15 protein-coding genes are annotated in these 16,700 nt (G+C 67.3%); 1 reads left to right on the top strand and 14 read right to left on the bottom strand.

All coding sequences use genetic code 11. The features are described from left to right. Positions 1–24: 24 nt before the first annotated feature. Both ACK2SD_RS05870 and purL read right to left on the bottom strand, forming a co-directional pair. Positions 25–336, bottom strand: a complete 312-nt coding sequence (locus tag ACK2SD_RS05870) for a YqfO family protein (protein ID WP_039579771.1) — start codon at positions 334–336, stop codon at positions 25–27. After that, the gene (gene purL, locus ACK2SD_RS05865) at positions 337–4,236 is read right to left on the bottom strand and encodes a phosphoribosylformylglycinamidine synthase (protein WP_412461604.1); all 3,900 of its coding nucleotides are present in this window, start codon (positions 4,234–4,236) and stop codon (positions 337–339) included. 303 nt (positions 4,237–4,539) lie between these two features. On the opposite strand from purL, the gene mltF reads away from it, so the two are divergent. Further along, positions 4,540–5,997 (top strand): membrane-bound lytic murein transglycosylase MltF, encoded by a 1,458-nt coding sequence (gene mltF / locus ACK2SD_RS05860; protein ID WP_295485519.1) that lies wholly within the window; start codon positions 4,540–4,542, stop codon positions 5,995–5,997. Positions 5,998–6,009: 12 nt separating this feature from the next. Here mltF and gspN read toward each other — a convergent pair whose 3' ends face one another. Genes gspN through ACK2SD_RS05800 form a run of 12 tightly spaced genes read right to left on the bottom strand, consistent with a single transcriptional unit; the run spans position 6,010 to position 16,624 of the window. Then, positions 6,010–6,669 (bottom strand): type II secretion system protein N, encoded by a 660-nt coding sequence (gene gspN, locus ACK2SD_RS05855; RefSeq protein WP_412461603.1) that lies wholly within the window; start codon positions 6,667–6,669, stop codon positions 6,010–6,012. Further along, the gene (gene gspM, locus ACK2SD_RS05850) at positions 6,666–7,052 is read right to left on the bottom strand and encodes a type II secretion system protein GspM (protein ID WP_412461602.1); all 387 of its coding nucleotides are present in this window, start codon (positions 7,050–7,052) and stop codon (positions 6,666–6,668) included. The genes gspN and gspM overlap by 4 nt, the downstream gene beginning before the upstream one ends. Then, entirely contained in the window at positions 7,049–8,113 is a 1,065-nt protein-coding gene (locus ACK2SD_RS05845) for a type II secretion system protein GspL (protein ID WP_412461601.1), read from the bottom strand. Before ACK2SD_RS05845 ends, gspM begins: the two co-directional genes overlap by 4 nt. Further along, positions 8,110–8,700, bottom strand: a complete 591-nt coding sequence (locus ACK2SD_RS05840; RefSeq protein WP_029613811.1) for a prepilin-type N-terminal cleavage/methylation domain-containing protein — start codon at positions 8,698–8,700, stop codon at positions 8,110–8,112. Before ACK2SD_RS05840 ends, ACK2SD_RS05845 begins: the two co-directional genes overlap by 4 nt. Continuing rightward, positions 8,697–9,065 (bottom strand): type II secretion system protein, encoded by a 369-nt coding sequence (locus tag ACK2SD_RS05835; RefSeq protein WP_029613812.1) that lies wholly within the window; start codon positions 9,063–9,065, stop codon positions 8,697–8,699. Before ACK2SD_RS05835 ends, ACK2SD_RS05840 begins: the two co-directional genes overlap by 4 nt. Then, the gene (gene gspH, locus ACK2SD_RS05830; protein WP_412461600.1) at positions 9,062–9,499 is read right to left on the bottom strand and encodes a type II secretion system minor pseudopilin GspH; all 438 of its coding nucleotides are present in this window, start codon (positions 9,497–9,499) and stop codon (positions 9,062–9,064) included. Before gspH ends, ACK2SD_RS05835 begins: the two co-directional genes overlap by 4 nt. Before the next feature lies 1 nt (position 9,500). Continuing rightward, positions 9,501–9,935 (bottom strand): type II secretion system major pseudopilin GspG, encoded by a 435-nt coding sequence (gene gspG, locus ACK2SD_RS05825; protein ID WP_412461599.1) that lies wholly within the window; start codon positions 9,933–9,935, stop codon positions 9,501–9,503. A gap of 14 nt (positions 9,936–9,949) precedes the next feature. Continuing rightward, positions 9,950–11,152, bottom strand: a complete 1,203-nt coding sequence (gspF, locus tag ACK2SD_RS05820; protein WP_412461598.1) for a type II secretion system inner membrane protein GspF — start codon at positions 11,150–11,152, stop codon at positions 9,950–9,952. A 2-nt stretch (positions 11,153–11,154) separates the two neighbouring features. After that, entirely contained in the window at positions 11,155–12,564 is a 1,410-nt protein-coding gene (locus tag ACK2SD_RS05815) for a GspE/PulE family protein (RefSeq protein ID WP_295485956.1), read from the bottom strand. Positions 12,565–12,602: 38 nt separating this feature from the next. Continuing rightward, positions 12,603–14,558 (bottom strand): type II secretion system secretin GspD, encoded by a 1,956-nt coding sequence (gspD, locus tag ACK2SD_RS05810; protein WP_412461597.1) that lies wholly within the window; start codon positions 14,556–14,558, stop codon positions 12,603–12,605. A gap of 3 nt (positions 14,559–14,561) precedes the next feature. After that, the gene (locus tag ACK2SD_RS05805; protein ID WP_412461596.1) at positions 14,562–14,987 is read right to left on the bottom strand and encodes a pilus assembly protein PilZ; all 426 of its coding nucleotides are present in this window, start codon (positions 14,985–14,987) and stop codon (positions 14,562–14,564) included. After that, positions 14,984–16,624, bottom strand: a complete 1,641-nt coding sequence (locus ACK2SD_RS05800; protein WP_412461595.1) for a lipoprotein UxpA — start codon at positions 16,622–16,624, stop codon at positions 14,984–14,986. Before ACK2SD_RS05800 ends, ACK2SD_RS05805 begins: the two co-directional genes overlap by 4 nt. Between the last annotated feature and the right edge of the window lie 76 nt (positions 16,625–16,700).

Below are 16,700 nucleotides of genomic sequence, written 5' to 3'. Positions count from 1 at the left end.
CGGGTCACCGCGAGCGCGACGACGCTAATAGTCGGCCAGCGGCCAGACCTCGTACGCCGGCGTCTGGTAAGGATGGCTGTGCTTCAGTGCGGCGACCACCTGAGCGACATGCTCATCGGCCACCACCAGCTCGACCTTCCACTCCTCCACCGCCTCGACCTGACCGGCTCGCCCGATAAACGGCTGGCTGCCGTCCAGCGGGCGAAACTGGCCCTGGCCGAGGGTTTGCCAGGCGCAGTGGTCATAGTCGCCAATACGCCCGCCACCGGCGGCGAACACAGCGGCCTTGACCACCTCGACATGGCTGGCAGGCACGAAGAAGGCCAGCTTGAACACTCAGTTCACCCACACCCGCGCATTGCGGAACATGCGCATCAGCGCGGCATCTTCCTGCCACTCGTCCGGGCGCCAGGAGTTCTGCACGGCACGGAACATCCGCTCAGGGTGCGGCATCATGATGGTCACGCGGCCGTCGCGGCTGGTCAGGCCGGTGATACCCCGGGGCGATCCGTTCGGGTTCGCCGGGTATTGCTCGGTCACCTTGCCGTGGTTGTCGACGTAGCGCAGGGCCACGCAACCGGACACGTCGGCTTCCAACAGTGCCTCTTCGCTGGCGAACTCGGCATGGCCCTCGCCGTGGGCGATGGCGATGGGCATGCGCGAACCGGCCATGCCCTGCAGAAAGATCGAGTTGGACTTCTGCACCTCGACCATGGCCACCCGCGCTTCGAACTGCTCCGAGCGGTTACGCACGAAGTGCGGCCAGTACTCGGTGCCGGGAATCAGCTCATGCAGGTTGGACATCATCTGGCAGCCGTTGCACACGCCCAGGGCGAAGCTGTCGGTGCGCTCGAAGAACGCCTGGAAGGCGTCGCGGGCGCGGCTGTTGAACAGCGCCGACTTGGCCCAGCCTTCACCGGCACCGAGTACGTCGCCATAGGAGAAGCCGCCACAGGCGACCAGGCCCTTGAACGCCTCGAAGTCGACGCGACCGGCGAGGATGTCGCTCATGTGCACGTCGATGGCCGCGAACCCGGCGCGGTCGAAGGCCGCAGCCATCTCGACCTGACCGTTGACGCCCTGCTCGCGCAGGATCGCCACTTGTGGGCGCACGCCCTTCTTGATGTACGGGGCGGCGACATCCTCGTTGACGTCATAGCCCACCTTGACCGACAGCCCGGGGTTGTCTTCCTCGAGCAGCGCGTCGAATTCCTGATCGGCGCACTCGGCGTTGTCGCGCAGGCGCTGGACCTGGTAGCTGGTCTCGGCCCACTGGCGCTGCAGCAGGCGACGGTCGTCGTCGAACAGCACTTCGCCATTGAGGCTGATGGACACCTGGCCATTGTTGACCGGCTTGCCGATCACCGCCACGCACTGTTCGCCGATGCCGGCAGCGCTGAACTGGGCCAGCACATCCGGGGTGGCGTCCTGGCGTACCTGGATGACGGCACCGAGTTCTTCGTTGAACAGGATGGCGGCGACGTCGCTACGGCTGTCGGTCAGCGGATCGAGGTGCAGGTCAAGGCCGCAGTGGCCGGCGAAGGCCATTTCCAGCACGGTGACCAGCAGTCCGCCGTCGGAACGGTCGTGGTAGGCCAGCAGGTGGCCGTCCTCATTCAGGCCCTGGATCACCGCGAAGAACGCCTTGAGGTCTTCGGCGTCGTCCAGGTCCGGTGCCTGGGCTCCGAGCTTGCCGAAGGTCTGCGCCAGGATCGAGGCGCCCATGCGATTCTTGCCACGGCCCAGGTCGATCAGGATCAGGTCGGTCTCGCCCTTGTCCATGCGCAACTGCGGGGTCTGGGTCTTGCGGATGTCGGTCACCGGGGCGAAGCCGGTGATGATCAGCGACAGGGGCGACGTCACGCTCTTGTCGACGCCTTCATCGGTCCACTGGGTCTTCATCGACATCGAATCTTTACCGACCGGAATGGTGATGCCCAGCTCCGGGCACAGCTCCATGCCAACGGCCTTGACGGTGTCGTACAGGCGGGCGTCTTCGCCGGGATGGCCGGCCGCGGACATCCAGTTGGCCGACAGCTTGATGTCGGACAGCTTGTCGATACGCGAAGCGGCCAGGTTGGTGACCGTCTCGCCGATGGCCATGCGCCCGGACGCCGGGGCATCGAGCAGGGCCAGCGGGGTGCGCTCGCCCATGGCCATGGCTTCGCCGGTGTAGACGTCGAAGCTGGTGGCGGTGACCGCGCAGTCGGCCACCGGCACCTGCCATGGCCCGACCATCTGGTCGCGGGCCACGAGGCCGGTGATGGTGCGGTCGCCGATGGTGATCAGGAAGCTCTTGCTGGCCACCGCCGGGTGGTGCAGGACGCGCTCGACGGCGTTGTCCAGGTCCAGCGCGCTAGGGTCGAAATCATCGCCCAGTTCGGCTTCGCGGGTGACCGAACGGTGCATGCGCGGCGGCTTGCCCAGCAGCACGTCGAGCGGCATGTCCACCGGGGTGTTGTCGAAATGGCTGTCGGTGACGGTCAGGTGCGGCTCGGCGGTGGCTTCGCCGACCACGGCGAACGGGCAGCGCTCGCGCTCGCAGATGGCCTGGAAGCGCTCGAAGTCTTCGGCGCTGACCGCCAGCACGTAGCGTTCCTGGGATTCGTTGCTCCAGATTTCGTGCGGGGCCATGCCCGGCTCGTCGTTGGGCACGTTGCGCAGCTCGAAACGACCGCCACGGCCGCCGTCGTTGACCAGTTCGGGGAAGGCATTGGAGATGCCGCCAGCGCCCACGTCATGGATGAAGGCGATGGGGTTGGCGTCGCCCAGCTGCCAGCAGCGGTCGATGACCTCCTGGCAGCGCCGCTCCATTTCCGGGTTTTCCCGCTGCACGGAGGCGAAGTCCAGATCGGCCGAGCTGGCGCCGGTGGCCACCGACGAGGCAGCGCCGCCGCCCAGGCCGATGAGCATGGCTGGGCCACCGAGCACGATCAGCTTGGCGCCGACGGTGATCTCGCCTTTTTGCACGTGATCTTCGCGGATGTTGCCCATGCCGCCGGCGAGCATGATCGGCTTGTGGTAACCGCGCACCTCTTCACCGTGGGGAGTATTGACGGCCTGCTCGAAGGTCCGGAAGTAGCCGGTCAGCGCCGGACGACCGAATTCGTTGTTGAACGCCGCGCCGCCCAGCGGACCTTCGACCATGATGTCGAGGGCATCGACGATGCGCTCCGGCTTGCCGTAGGCCTGCTCCCATGGCTGCTCGAAGCCGGGGATACGCAGGTTGGACACGGTGAAGCCGGTGAGACCGGCCTTGGGCTTGGCGCCACGGCCAGTGGCGCCTTCGTCGCGAATCTCGCCGCCGGAACCGGTGGAGGCGCCGGAGAACGGGGCGATGGCGGTCGGGTGGTTATGCGTCTCGACCTTCATCAGGATGTGCACCGGCTCCTTCACCGCGCCGTACTGGCGGGTTTCAGGGTTCGGGAAGAAGCGGCCGGCGACGCTGCCGACGATGACCGAGGCGTTGTCCTTGTAGGCCGACAGCACGCCTTCGCTGTGCATCTGGTAGGTGTTCTTGATCATGCCGAACAGGCTCTTTTCCTGAGCCTGGCCGTCGATGTCCCAACTGGCGTTGAAGATCTTGTGACGGCAGTGTTCGGAGTTGGCCTGGGCGAACATCATCAGTTCGATGTCGTTCGGGTTGCGCTTGAGGCCTTGGAAGGCGTTGACCAGGTAGTCGATCTCGTCTTCGGCCAGGGCCAGGCCCAGCGCGACGTTGGCTTTGGCCAGGGCGTCGCGACCGCCAGCGAGGATGTCCACCGAGGTCATGGGCTTGGGCTGGGCATGGCTGAACAGGTCGGCGGCCTGCTCCAGTCGGCCGAGCACGCGCTGGGTCATGCGGTCGTGCAGTTCAGCCGCGACACACGCGGCATCGGCCTCGCTGAGGTTCCCGGCGACGTAGTAGGCGATGCCGCGCTCCAGGCGCTGGATCGACTGCAGGCCGCAGTTGTGGGCGATGTCGCTGGCCTTGGAGGCCCAGGGCGAAATGGTGCCCAGGCGCGGCACGACCAGGAACAGGCGGCCGTTGGGCTCCTGTACCGGTACGCTCGGACCGTACTTGAGAAGACGCCCCAGCACCTGCTGCTGGTCGACGGTCAACTCGCCGTCAACGTCGGCGAAGTGGGCGAATTCGGCATACAAACCAGAAACAGCGGGGACTTTCTGGCTCAGTTGCTCGAGTAATTTACCGTGGCGAAAGGCAGAAAGGGCAGGAGCGCCGCGCAGGATCAACATCGTCGGGACAGCCTCAGGAAGGGGTGTACTTGGAGGCCGTGCATTCTAGCCTAAATGAATGGCTTTCGGCACCCGCTGTACGCCATGCCGGCCGGGCGGTTGAACCGGACTTTCGGGTCAGAAAAGCAGCTACAAGCTGCAAGCGGCAAGCGGCAAGCGGCAAGCGGCAAGAAAAAGCGAATTGTGCCGCGCCCGCTTTTCTTGCAGCTTGCCGCTTACAGCTTGCAGCTCACAAGCTGCTATCAGACTCCCTGGTCGTTGTCGAGATATGGCGCCAGCAGTGCTTTGCGTATACTGCACCCCATGTTCGCCCACACTGCTTTGCGCCAGCGTTGCGCCAGATGGCTTTTCGCAACCGGACTCTTCCTGATGCTCGGTGCCTGTGTTGAAAAACCCAGCACTCTCGAGCGTGTGAAGGAGGACGGTGTGCTGCGCGTGGTCACCCGCAACAGCCCGGCCACCTACTTCCAGGACCGCAACGGCGAAACCGGCTTCGAGTATGAATTGGTCAAGCGTTTCGCCGACGATCTCGGCGTGAAGCTGGAGATCGAGACCGCCGACAACCTCGATGACCTCTTCGCCCAGCTCGGCAAGCCGGCCGGCCCGGTGCTGGCCGCCGCCGGGCTGGTCAGCAGTGCGCAGCGCCAGACCCAGGCCAAGTTCTCCCATCCGTATCTGCAAGTCACGCCTCAGGTCATCTACCGCAACGGCCGCTCGCGTCCCACCGAACCCAAGGATCTGGTAGGCAAGAAGATCATGGTGCTCAAGGGCAGCAGCCATGCCGAACAACTGGCCGAGCTGAAAAAACAGTATCCGACGCTGGAATACGAAGAATCTGACGCGGTCGAGGTGGTGGACCTGCTGCGCATGGTCGACGAGGGCCAGATCGACCTCACCCTGGTCGATTCCAACGAGCTGGCGATGAACCAGGTGTACTTCTCCAACGTGCGCGTGGCCTTCGACCTGGGCGACGCTCGCGACCAGCGCTGGGCGGTGGCGGCCGGCGAAGACAATAGCCTGCTCAACCAGATCAACGACTTCATCGACAAGGCGCAGAAGAACGGCACCCTGCAACGCCTGAAGGACCGTTACTACGGCCATGTCGACGTGCTCGGCTATGTGGGCGCCTACACCTTCGCCCAGCACCTGCAGCAACGCCTGCCCAAGTACGAAAAGCACTTCAAGAGCTACGCCAAGACCGAGCAGGTCGACTGGCGCCTGCTGGCAGCGATCGGCTATCAGGAATCGATGTGGCAGCCGGAGGTCACCTCCAAGACCGGCGTGCGCGGCCTGATGATGCTTACCCAGCGCACCGCCCAGGCGATGGGCGTGTCCAACCGGCTCGACCCACGGCAGAGCATCATGGGCGGCGCCAAGTACTTCATGCTGATCAAGGAGCAACTCGACGACAGCATCGCCGAGCCGGATCGGACCTGGTTCGCGCTGGCCGCCTACAACGTCGGCACCGGTCACCTGGAAGACGCCCGCACCCTGGCCAAGCGCGAAGGGCTGAACCCGAACAAGTGGCTGGACGTCAAGAAGATGCTGCCGCGCCTGTCGCAGAAGCAGTGGTACAGCAAGACCAAGTACGGTTATGCCCGCGGCGGTGAACCGGTGCACTTCGTGGCCAACATCCGCCGCTATTACGACATCCTCACCTGGGTGACCCAACCGCAGCTCGAAGGCCAGGTCGCCGAGGGCAACCTGCATGTACCGGGCGTGAACAAGGACAAGCCGGCCGAACAGTCGCCGCCGATGTAACCCGCGCCCGCGCTACCAGCGCCACTGCCGCTCGCCACTGCTGGCCTCAGGCCCCAGCCATTGGGCGCCACGCAGCAAGGGTGTCAGCGCCGCCTGGGGCTGCACCGCGAAGGTCAGCCGACCGCGCCGAGCCCCCAGGAAAGCCTCCAGATCGACCCGGTGCTGCCCCGCCAGCGCCAGCGCTCCCTGCACCCGCCAGTCGTCGTCGCACTGCAACTGCAACCAACCCTCCCCCAACGCCATCGACCAAGGCGCGACCAGGGCCAGCGACTGCGTCTGCAGCCGTCCTGCCGCGTGTTGGCAGCGGCGCCAGGCACCGTCGATGTCCAGCCGTCCTTGCCAATGACCGGCCAATCGATAGTCCGCCGCAACGCTCGCCGTAGGTTCCAGCGCCGCCAACTGCGCGTGCCAACGCCAGGGCCAGCCGGCGATCTGCACCTGCCAATCCTGACCTTGATACCCCAGGCGCATCTGCGCCCGCAGTCGCCACGGCTGAACCTGCCACTTCAGCGCACCGGCATCGCCCACTTGCGCAGCCTCTCCTTGCCACAGACTGCCGCTCACGCCCTGGGCCGGTAGCCCAGCCATCGCCGCCAGCCAGCGAGCAGGCCACTCGGCCACTAGCGTCAGCGCAAAAACGAACAGCGGCCACAGCAGCACGCGCGCCTTCATGGCCGTAACCGCAGGTCGAAGCGCAGTCGTTTGCCGTCCTGCTCCAGCCCCCACTGCAACGGCTGCGCACCTTCGGCCTGCAAGGCCTGCAGCCAGGCCAGCAACGGCTGCGCGTCGTCGACGTTACCGCGCACTCGCCAGTCGCCGTCCTGCGGTTCGATCTCGCAAAGGCTGATGGCGCGGCTCTCGGCCGATTGGCGCAACGCGTCCAGGCCCATGGGCGAACCGTGTTGCAGGCGCACGGCAGACTCGGCCAATGCGCGCCATTGGCGCAGCTCGGCCCAGCGGGCCAGACCCTCGCGCACCAGCAGCACACCGACCAGCAGGCCGATCAGCAGCCAGGCAAACAGCAGGCGTTGACCACGGGTGAAGGTGAGACTCATGCGCGGCTCCCCAAATCGAATACCACCGCGGGGCTTTGCACCTGAACGGTGGCACCGACCGCAGCGGCCATGTCCTGCCACGGCGGCGCCGCGCCCTCGCCCTCCAGTTGCACGGACCAGCGCTGGCCATCGAAGCGCACGGCGCGCAAGCGCCAGTGCGGATGAGCAAGCAGCCAACCGTTGACCTGCTCTTGCAGCACCTGCAAACGGCGTAGGCGCAAGGCCGCGTCATCATCATCCTGCTGCAGGGTTCTGAGCCGCTGCGCGGCCTGGCGCGGCGAGGCTTGCGCGCCGGTCACTGCCAGCACCTGTTGACGAAAGACCTCGGCCTGACGCCACTGCTGGCCCAGCCACAGTCCCGCCCAGACCACGGCAAGCGCCGCACAGGCGATCAGCGTACGGCGCTGCAACGGTGTCGATTGCAGTGACCGGCGCGCTCGACGCAGTGGCCGCAGACTCGGCAAACGCTCCAGATCCGCCCAGTGCGGTGGCCAGTCGCCTGTGAAGCGCAAAACCCCGTCATCGTCCCAAGGCACGTCGCCCAGCGCCTGCGGCCAGGCCAGCCACTGCTCGCGGCCCTCCTGGGAGATCCGCGCGCACAGGTCCTGCGTGCCCTGCTGCCAATGCCAGCCCTGCCCTGGCCGTGGCGCCGACGGCAGTTGAAATTCGGCCCAGCAGCGCTCGACCTGCAGGCCCCAGGCCCCGCACTGCGCCAGCCATTCATCGAGCCGATGGCGAGCGGTCACCACCAGACGCAGTTGCCCCGCCGTCCGGCCGATGCACGCACAGTCAACGGCGTCCAAGTCTTGCACCAGGCGATCCTCCAGCAGCAGCGGCCATTCTTCACGCTTGAGCCCAGGCGGCGCCGCCAACTGGAAATGACTGCACGCCTCACCCGGCACCACCAGGGCTACCCGGGCACCGGGGATCTGCGGCGCACGCCCCTGCCCCTCGACGCGTCCTTCACCAGGTTCCTGCAATCGCCAGCGCCAGCCGTGCTCGCCGGGACACAGCAACAACCAGGGACGCGGCGCTGCCCGCCAGCGGCGTTTAACCTTCATGAGCGCCCCCAGGGCAGAACGAATGTGCAGACATACGGTGCTCCGTCACGTTGCAGATGCAAGCGCACGCCTCGTCCGGGGTGCGTCGGCTGATCAGCCGGCCAGGTCAGCCAACTGCCGGCCTGGAAGTACAGGATGTTCATTTCGCTGACCCGCTCCAGGTGCTCGCGCAGCACCCACAAAGGGCGCTCGGCGGCGTACAGGTCGGCGGAGGTTTCCACCAGCAGACGTTGCGCCTTGGCGTCGAAACGCAGGCGCTGGCGCTGCAACCGCGAGCCGCCCTCGGCCTGTGGCCAGGCGGCCGCAGCGACCCACAGCAACTGCTGGTTCTGGGCCTGCCAGTCGAGCCAGCGCGTGGCCAGCGGCAAGCGCTGCTCGTACAACTGACGCAGTACCGGGCTGTCGAAACGGCGCTCCAGCGCCAGGCAGAACTCCAGCACATCGCTGTCATCGGACTGTCCGGCCAGGCGCTCGCGCACGCTGAGCCAGCCCTGCACAAGGGCGGCCAGCAGCAAGCCGAGGACCACCGTCAAGGCCAGCGCTACCATCAGCTCGATCAGGGTCAACCCCGCCTGGCGCCGCTTCATGGACGCTCCAGGAACAGCGTGTATTGCCCCAGCGGCAGACGCTGATCGCGGTCGGCGAACAACCGTAGTTCGCCACGACGCAGGTCGCGCACACCCGTGCTGCGCAGTTGCAGGTGCCAATGGCACACCTGCCCGCCCTGCTGCAGTTGGCCACTGCCGACATCGCTCGACGGCCAATACTGTTCCACGCTGAACCGCGCCAGCAGCTCGCGGGCGCACAGTGCGCCGAGCCGGTGCTGCTGCACGCCCGCCTGCACCGCCAGGCGCTGACGCAGCACCTGACTGGTCATCACCGCCAGCACCGCCGCAATGCCCAGCGCGACGCATACCTCCAGCAACGTGAATCCCCGTTGCCGCGCTTTCATGGACGCTCCACCACCTGCAAACGCCCGTCCCGGGCCCAACTCCAGCGCTGCGCGCCTTCGGGCCAGCGCCACTGCAACGTGCCGGGCCGAGCCCAGCCGTCGGGGGTGAACACCAGTTGCGGCGCCTCGGCGGCCAACCAGTCCGGGCGTAACTGCGCGGGCCACTCGCCCAACGCCACCGGTTCCACTCTCCAGCCATTGCCATCATGGCGAACGAACTCCGGGCGTTTGCCGCTCCAGCGCAAGCCGCGCAACTGCCCACCGTGGCGGGCCAGGCCAGACTGCTCGCGCACCGCCGCCGCCAAACGCTGCAAGGCCTGCTCGGCGGCCGAATGACCGTTGTCGAGCCAGGCCATGCTCAGCCCGCTCATCAGCCCGGCGATGGCCAGCACCACCAGCAGTTCGAGCAGGCTGAAGCCGCGTTGGCCCGACATCTCAGAGCGCCCAGTTGCCCAGGTCGGCGTCCAGCCCTTCGCCCCCGGCCGCGCCATCGGCGCCGAGCGAATAGACATCGACCCGGCCATGCTCACCGGGCATACGGTACTGATAAGGCGTGCCCCAAGGGTCTTCGGGCAGACGGCGAATGTAGCCATCGCTGCGCCAGGCGCGGGGCAGCGGTTCCTGGGTCGGCTTCTTCACCAGCGCAGCCAACCCCTGCTCGGTGCTGGGAAAGCGCAGGTTATCCAGACGGTACATGTCCAGGGCCTGTTCCAACGTGGCCAGGTCGGCCATGACTTTCTGGCGCATGGCCTTGTCCTGGTTGCCCAGCACGCTGGGCGCGACCACGGCGATGAGCAGGCCGATGATGAAGATCACCACCATGATTTCCATCAGGGTGAAACCGCGCTGGCGCTTGGCGCGTGGGGGCATGAGGGGACTCCTTTTCACAGTTGCAGACCCTGGTTGAGCTGCATGATCGGCAACAGCACCGCCAGCACGATGAACAGCACCACGCCGCCCATCACCAGGATCATCAGGGGTTCGAAGAGCGCCATGGCGGTGTCCACCTGGCGCGCGAAACCGCGCTCCTGGTCGTCGGCCACGCGCTCGAGCATGTCGGCCAGGGTGCCGCTGGCCTCACCGCTGCCGACCATGTTCACCAGCAGCGGCGGGAACTGGCCGCAGGCATCGAGCGCTCGGTGCAGGCTGGTGCCGCCCTGCACCTGCAGGCGCACCTGCTCCAGGGCCAGGCGGATGCGCTGGTTGGCCACCGTGTCGCTGGCCACCTGCAAGGCTTCGAGCAGCGCCACGCCGCTGCCGCAGAGAATCGCCAGGCTGCGCGCCAGGCGCGCGCTTTCCAGCACCTGCAACAACGCGCCGATCCGCGGCAGACGCAGCAACCACTGGTCACGACGCAGGCGCCAGTGCGGCTTGCGCAGCAGCCAAGCGCCCAGTACGGTCGACGCCATTGCCGCGCCCGGCAGCCAGGGGCCGGCGCTGACCAGCCCCTGACTGAGGCCAATCAGCAGCGAGGTGATCAACGGCAAGGCTTGCCCGGAGTGGGCGAACTGCTCGGTCAACTTGGGGACGACGAACGTCATCAGGCCGACCACCACGGCCAGCGACACGCCCATCAGCACGCAGGGGTAGATCAGCGCAGTGCGGGCCTTGTGCTGCTGGCGCTGGACCTGCTCGAGATGATCGGCCAGGCGCGTCAGCACCTGGGCCAGGCGCCCGGAGCGCTCGCCGGCCTCGACCAGGGCACAGTACAAGCCGCTGAACGGCGCACCCTGCCGGGCCAGGCTACGGGCCAGGCCGAGGCCTTCGGCGAGGGCGCCGCGCACCGCCACCAGCACCGCCTGCAACGCCGGGGCACGCAGTTGCCGTTCGAGGGTGGCCAGGGCGTCGACCAGCGCGATGCCCGCGCCGGTCAGCGTGGCCAACTGCCGGGTCAGCTCGCACAGTTGGGCACGGGTCAGGCGCTGACGACGCGGTTGCAGCGCTGCGCCTTGATGACGCTGCAACGACCGCGCGAACAGGCCCTGGTCGCGCAGCAACTGCCGGGCATGGCGTTCGCTGTCGGCCTGCACGCTGGCCTTGTGGGTCTTGCCCGCCATGTCCACGGCCTGGTAGCGATAGGTCGGCATGCTCAGCCCTGCACCACGCGCAGCACTTCGGCCAGGCTGGTGTCGCCGCGCGCCAGGCAGTCGCTGGCCATGGCCACCAGGCTCTGGCGCCGGGAGGCCAGGTAGTGCTGCATCGCGACTTCGCTGGCGCCTTCGTACAGCAGCGCGACCAGTCCTGCATCCAGCTCGATGAATTCGTACAGCCCCAGGCGGCCGACATAACCACTGCCCTGGCACGACGCGCAGCCCACCGGATGATGGGTGCTGTGCAACGCCGCCAACTCCGGCCACAGGCGTTGCTCGGCCGGCTGTAGCGGTCGGGCCTCGGCACACGAACACAGCCGCCGTACCAGACGCTGGGCCAGCACGCCGCGCAGGCTGGAGGCGATCAGGAAGGGTTCCACGCCCATGTCGCGCAGCCGCGTCACCGCGCCGACGGCGCTGTTGGTGTGCAGGGTCGAAAGCACTAGGTGCCCGGTGAGGCTGGCCTGCACGGCGATCTGTGCGGTCTCCTGGTCGCGAATCTCGCCCAGCATGATCACGTCCGGGTCCTGGCGCAGGATGGCGCGCAGGCCGCTGGCGAAGGTCAATCCGGCACGTGGGTTGATGGCCGTCTGGCCAATGCCGGCGATGGCGTACTCCACCGGGTCTTCGACAGTGAGGATGTTGCGGCTGCCGTCATTGAGGCTGTTGAGGCTGGCGTACAGCGTGGTGGTCTTGCCCGACCCGGTCGGCCCGGTGGACAGCACGATGCCATTGGGCCGCGCCAGGCAGGTGCGCAGCCCGTGCAGGGCAGCCGCCGGCATGCCCAGGTTGTCCAGCGCCAGCAGGCTGGCCTGCTTGTCGAGCACGCGCATCACCACGCGTTCGCCATGGATGCCCGGCAGCGTCGACACCCGCACATCCACCTCACGACCGGCCGCACGCAGGCTGATGCGCCCGTCCTGGGGCTGGCGCTTCTCGGCGATGTCCAGGCGCGCCATCACCTTGATCCGCGACACCAGCATCGCCGACAGCGCACGCGGTGGGCGCAACACTTCGCGCAGATGGCCGTCGACCCGCAGACGCACCACCAGGGTCTGTTCGAAGGTCTCGATGTGAATGTCCGATGCACGCAGACGCAGGGCCTGGCCGAACAGGCCGTTGATCAGGCGGATCACTGGCGCCTCGTCGTCGCTTTCCAGCAAGTCCTCGATGCGCGGCATTTCGCTCATCAGGCCGTCGAGGTCGACCTGTTCGCCGATGCCTTCGATCAACGCCGCGGTGGCCGAGTCGCCGGCCTGGTACAGCTGGCCGAGACGCTCGTCGAACGCCGCGCGGTCCAGGTGCTGTACAGCGCTGGGCTGGCCGTGCACGCGCAGCAGTTCCTGTACCTGGTCGCTGTCGGCATCCTCGCGCAGCCAGAGCTGCCAGCCTGGCTCGTCGCTCGCCATCGCCACGCCGCTGTGCCGCGCTACGCGGTAGGCCAGCCTCACCAGTTACCGCCTTCCAGGCGCGCGCGGCTGGCGGGAAAGGCCTGCAACAGACCACCGCCCTCGGCCAGTTCGGGCATCTGCAGCGGCGTGTCGCGTTGCAGGCTGCGGTACTTCTCCTGGCTCAGGCCGGCGAGGCTCGGCCCGTCGCGCAGGATGCGCGGGCGGATGAACACCATCAGGTTCTGCTTGACGTTGCGCCGGCTGTCGGAGCGAAACAGCCGGCCCACGCCTGGAATGTCGCCGAGCACTGGCACGCGTTGGTCACTGGCAGTGGATTCGTCGCTGATCAGGCCGCCGAGGATCACCAGGCCGTTGTCGTCGACCATGACCTTGGTCCTGATCTCGCGCTTGTTGGTGATCACATCGCTGGCAGCGCTGGAATCGGCGATGGACGACACCTCCTGGACGATGTCCAGGCGCACGCTGTTGTCGCTGTTGATCTGCGGCTTGATGCGCAGCTTCACCCCCACTTCCTTGCGCTCGATGGTCTGGTAAGGGTTGGCGTTGTTCTGGGTCACGGACCCGGTGACGAAAGGCACTTCCTGGCCCACCAGGATCGACGCCTCGGCGTTGTCCAGGGTCAGCAGGGTCGGGGTGGACAGCAGGTTGAACCCGGTCTTGCCCTTGAGCGCGTTGATCAGCATGGCGAAGTTGAAGCCGCCACCGAAGTGGCCGATACCGGCCGTCGCGCCGGTGGTGGCCGACAGCAGCTTGCCCAGTCCCTGGTTGTCTCCGGCGGCAGCCGCTCCAGCGATATTGGCGATGTTCACCCCATTGCTGCCGAAGTTGACGATACCCGCGCCGAACTTCTGGTCGGCGAACAGCCATTGCACCCCCAGCTCCTGGGCACTGCTGTCGGAGACCTCGGCGATGATCGCCTCGACCACCACTTGGGCACGGCGAATGTCCAACTGCTCGACGATGTTGCGGTAAGCGGCCAGCTCGCTGTCCGGGCCGACCATGACCACGGCGTTGGCGCCTTCTTCATATTCCAGGCGGACCCCTGCATCGCTGGTGGTGCGAACGGCCGCCTGCTTGCCCTCGCCCACCGCCGCCTCGGGCACTGCGCCGTCCTGACCGAGGCCGCGCAGCACTTTCACCACCTCGCCCGCGTTGGCATGGCGCAGGTAGATCACCTGGGTGTTGCTGCTGCGCAGGTTGTCGCCGGGCCGGTCGAGTTGGCCGAGCAAGGCGCGCACGCGCTCGCGGCTGTCGGCGCTGCCGCGCACCAGCAGGGCATTGCTGCGTGGATCGGCCACCACCTGGGCGCTGTCGCCCCCCTGCTCGCGGGCCAGCAGACGGGTGAGCAGCGGCGCGGTGTCGGTGGCGCTGGCGTGCTGCAAGGGCATGACCTGCAACGGCTCGTCGCTGACCTGGTCGAGCTGACGCAGCAATTTATCGATACGCTCAAGGTTGCTGCGCCAGTCGGTCACCACCAGCAGGTTGGCCGCCGGATACGGCGTGATCACACCCACGCGCGGGTCGATGAGCGGCTTGAGGATGCCGAGCATCTGCTCGCTGGCGGCGTTGCGAACATTGAATACCCGTGTGGCCACACCGTCACTGGCCTTGCCCTGTTTGCCGGCATGCTCCACCGGCACCGGCTCCAGTCGCGCCGCTTGGTCGGGGACGATCTTCACGCTGCCGTTGGGCAGGTCGACGGCAGCGAAGCCCTGGGCGCGCAGTTGCGCCAGGAAGATATCGTAGATGGCCTCGGCATCGTGGCGGTCCACAGTGCGCACCGTGACCTTGCCGGTGACCCGTGGATCGACGATGAAGGTGGTGCCGGTGATGCGCGAGACGCTGTCGATGAACTCGCCCATGTCGGTGTCGACGAAGTTCACCTCGTACTGCGGCACGCCGTCGTCGTCCACCTCCGGCTCTTCGGCCCACACCGAAGCACACCACAGGCCCAGGCTCAGCACGCTGGCCACACAGTATCTTGCGATCATCGCTCACCCTTGCCGCTTGAAGCCGGTCACGGCAGGCCGTGGCGGCCAGGGCAGGCGCTCACGCCGCCCCTGGTTGTCGAAAATCAGGCCATCGGCGTCGATGACCTGCAATACGATCCCCGGCGCCAGGCGCTGGCCACGACCGAGGGTGCGCACCTGCTGGCCAAAGCGCAGCACCACCACGCTGGCCGACAGTGGCTCGGCCTTGAGCCCACCCAGGTACTGCAACGGCAGGCGCGTCAGCGGGATACCCCCCTGCTCCGCCGGCGCGTGCCAGTGGCCGACAAGCAGGCCCGGCAGTTCGCTGGGTGACTGGCGCACGGCAGTCACAGGCTGCGGCTCGCGGCTCAGTTGCAACAGGCACTGGGCCGCGAGCCAACCGGCGAGGGTCAGCAGCACGACGCTGGTCAGTCGCGGGCGTAGGCTCACGCGACGTCCTGACGGGGGTGCCAGCCCGGGTGGCCCTGGACATAGCGCATCTGCGGCAACTGCAGCGGTGCCAACTGCCAGTCCGGCGTCTGCCGCGCCAGCCAGGCCTCGACCTTCTGCCACAGCGGCTCGCCGGCCTGGGCGTCGAAATGCAGGCCGAAGGTGCGGCACAGGCCCTGCACCGTCGTCAGCCCGGCGATGCGTTTGCCCGAAGGGCTGTAGCTGACCTGCCAGGCCTGCCCCTGCCAACGCGGCAGATCCTGGCTGTTGTCCAAGAGCAGCGGGTCGCCGAACAACTGCTCGGCGGCGTTTTCCAGCACCTGTTCCACCTGGCGCGCCGGTGCCTCGACCACGGGCGCCGGGTAACCTCCGGTGAGACTGATCAGGTGCTCGCGGGTGATCGCCTGGCCGGCGCCCAGGGGGTAGTCGTAACGCAAGCCGGGTAACAGCACCGGCATGCTCGAATCGTCGGCCAGGGCCTGGTGCAGCAGGCGGTCCCAACTGCCACCGCGGGTGTCGCGCCGCCACAGGGCTTGAGGCGCGCGGGCCAGCGGCTGGTCGAGCCAGGCGGCGTGACCGGCGCGCTGTTGTTCGAGCGCGGCGCGTAACTGATGGGCCCGGGCCTGGGCGGCAGCATTCAACTGGTTGAAGAAGGTGGGGATGAAGCGGGCGTCGAAGCGCCACTCGCCGGCCTGCTGCCGGCATTGCAGGCGATAGACGCCGCTGGCGCGACACCCGGCGAACAGCACGGGTACCTGACGGCCGGACGCTTGCGTTACCTTCACCGGGGCGGGCCACAGGTCCTGGCCACGGGCGCAGAGCATCACGTCGATCTGACCGATCCGTTCGGCCAGCCACAGACCTGGGCCGGTGCCGACATCGGCCAGCGCAATCACCAGATCCGCCTCGCGTCGAGCCTGCTCGAAGCTGGGCAGCAGCGATTGATACCACTGTTTGAGCGAGGCTTTCTGATCCTGGGCGTAGGGATCCGTCACGCCGACCACGGCGATCCGTGCGCCGCCGCGCTGGAAGATCCGCAGCGGCTCCAGGCCCAGTGCGCTGGCCTGCTCGGCCGCGAGGCCGGCACCTAGGGTCACGGCCGAGGATTGTCGATACAGCGCCGCGCAGCGTTGAGGCCACAGTACGCGTTCATCGCTGCTCACCCGCACGTCGCTGGCCAGCAGGCGACTGCCCTGCACGCCGCTTTCGCCCTGGGTGAGGTAGGCCAGGCCGCTGCCGTTCCAGCCCTGGCCGTTTTCCAGGGTCAGGCAGCGCTCGTCGCCGGCTTCGCGGCGCAGTTGCTCCAGCAACGCGGCAAGCACCGCATAACCGCCCGATGGGGTCTGACCGGCTTGATCGGCGTCGAGCAACGGCGCCAGTTCGGCATGACCGCTGCTGGCCTGGCGACCGGTCATCCACGGTGCGCGGCCCAGGTGGCTGACCGGCCCCAGGCGGGTCGCCGGCACCACCGGCAGACTTGGCTCGCGGGCATCGAGGGTATCGGCGACGTACAACAGCTCCACCGAAGCCTCACGGCTGCGCGGTCCAGGGAATGCCGAGCAGGCGCCGAGCAAAGGCGCCAAGGCCCCGACACCCATCCACCCCATGACTTCGCGCCTGCCCATACTGCTTGCCATCGACACCGTCATCCTCGACCCACTTCATGTTGGGCCACGGATATTGGGCAGGCTGCGTGACAGTTTGATGGCAGAA

This window comes from Pseudomonas sp. SC11, assembly GCF_047039205.1.
Classification (GTDB): Bacteria; Pseudomonadota; Gammaproteobacteria; order Pseudomonadales; family Pseudomonadaceae; genus Aquipseudomonas; species Aquipseudomonas boreofloridensis.
This window is presented reverse-complemented; position numbering and strand designations above follow the sequence as displayed.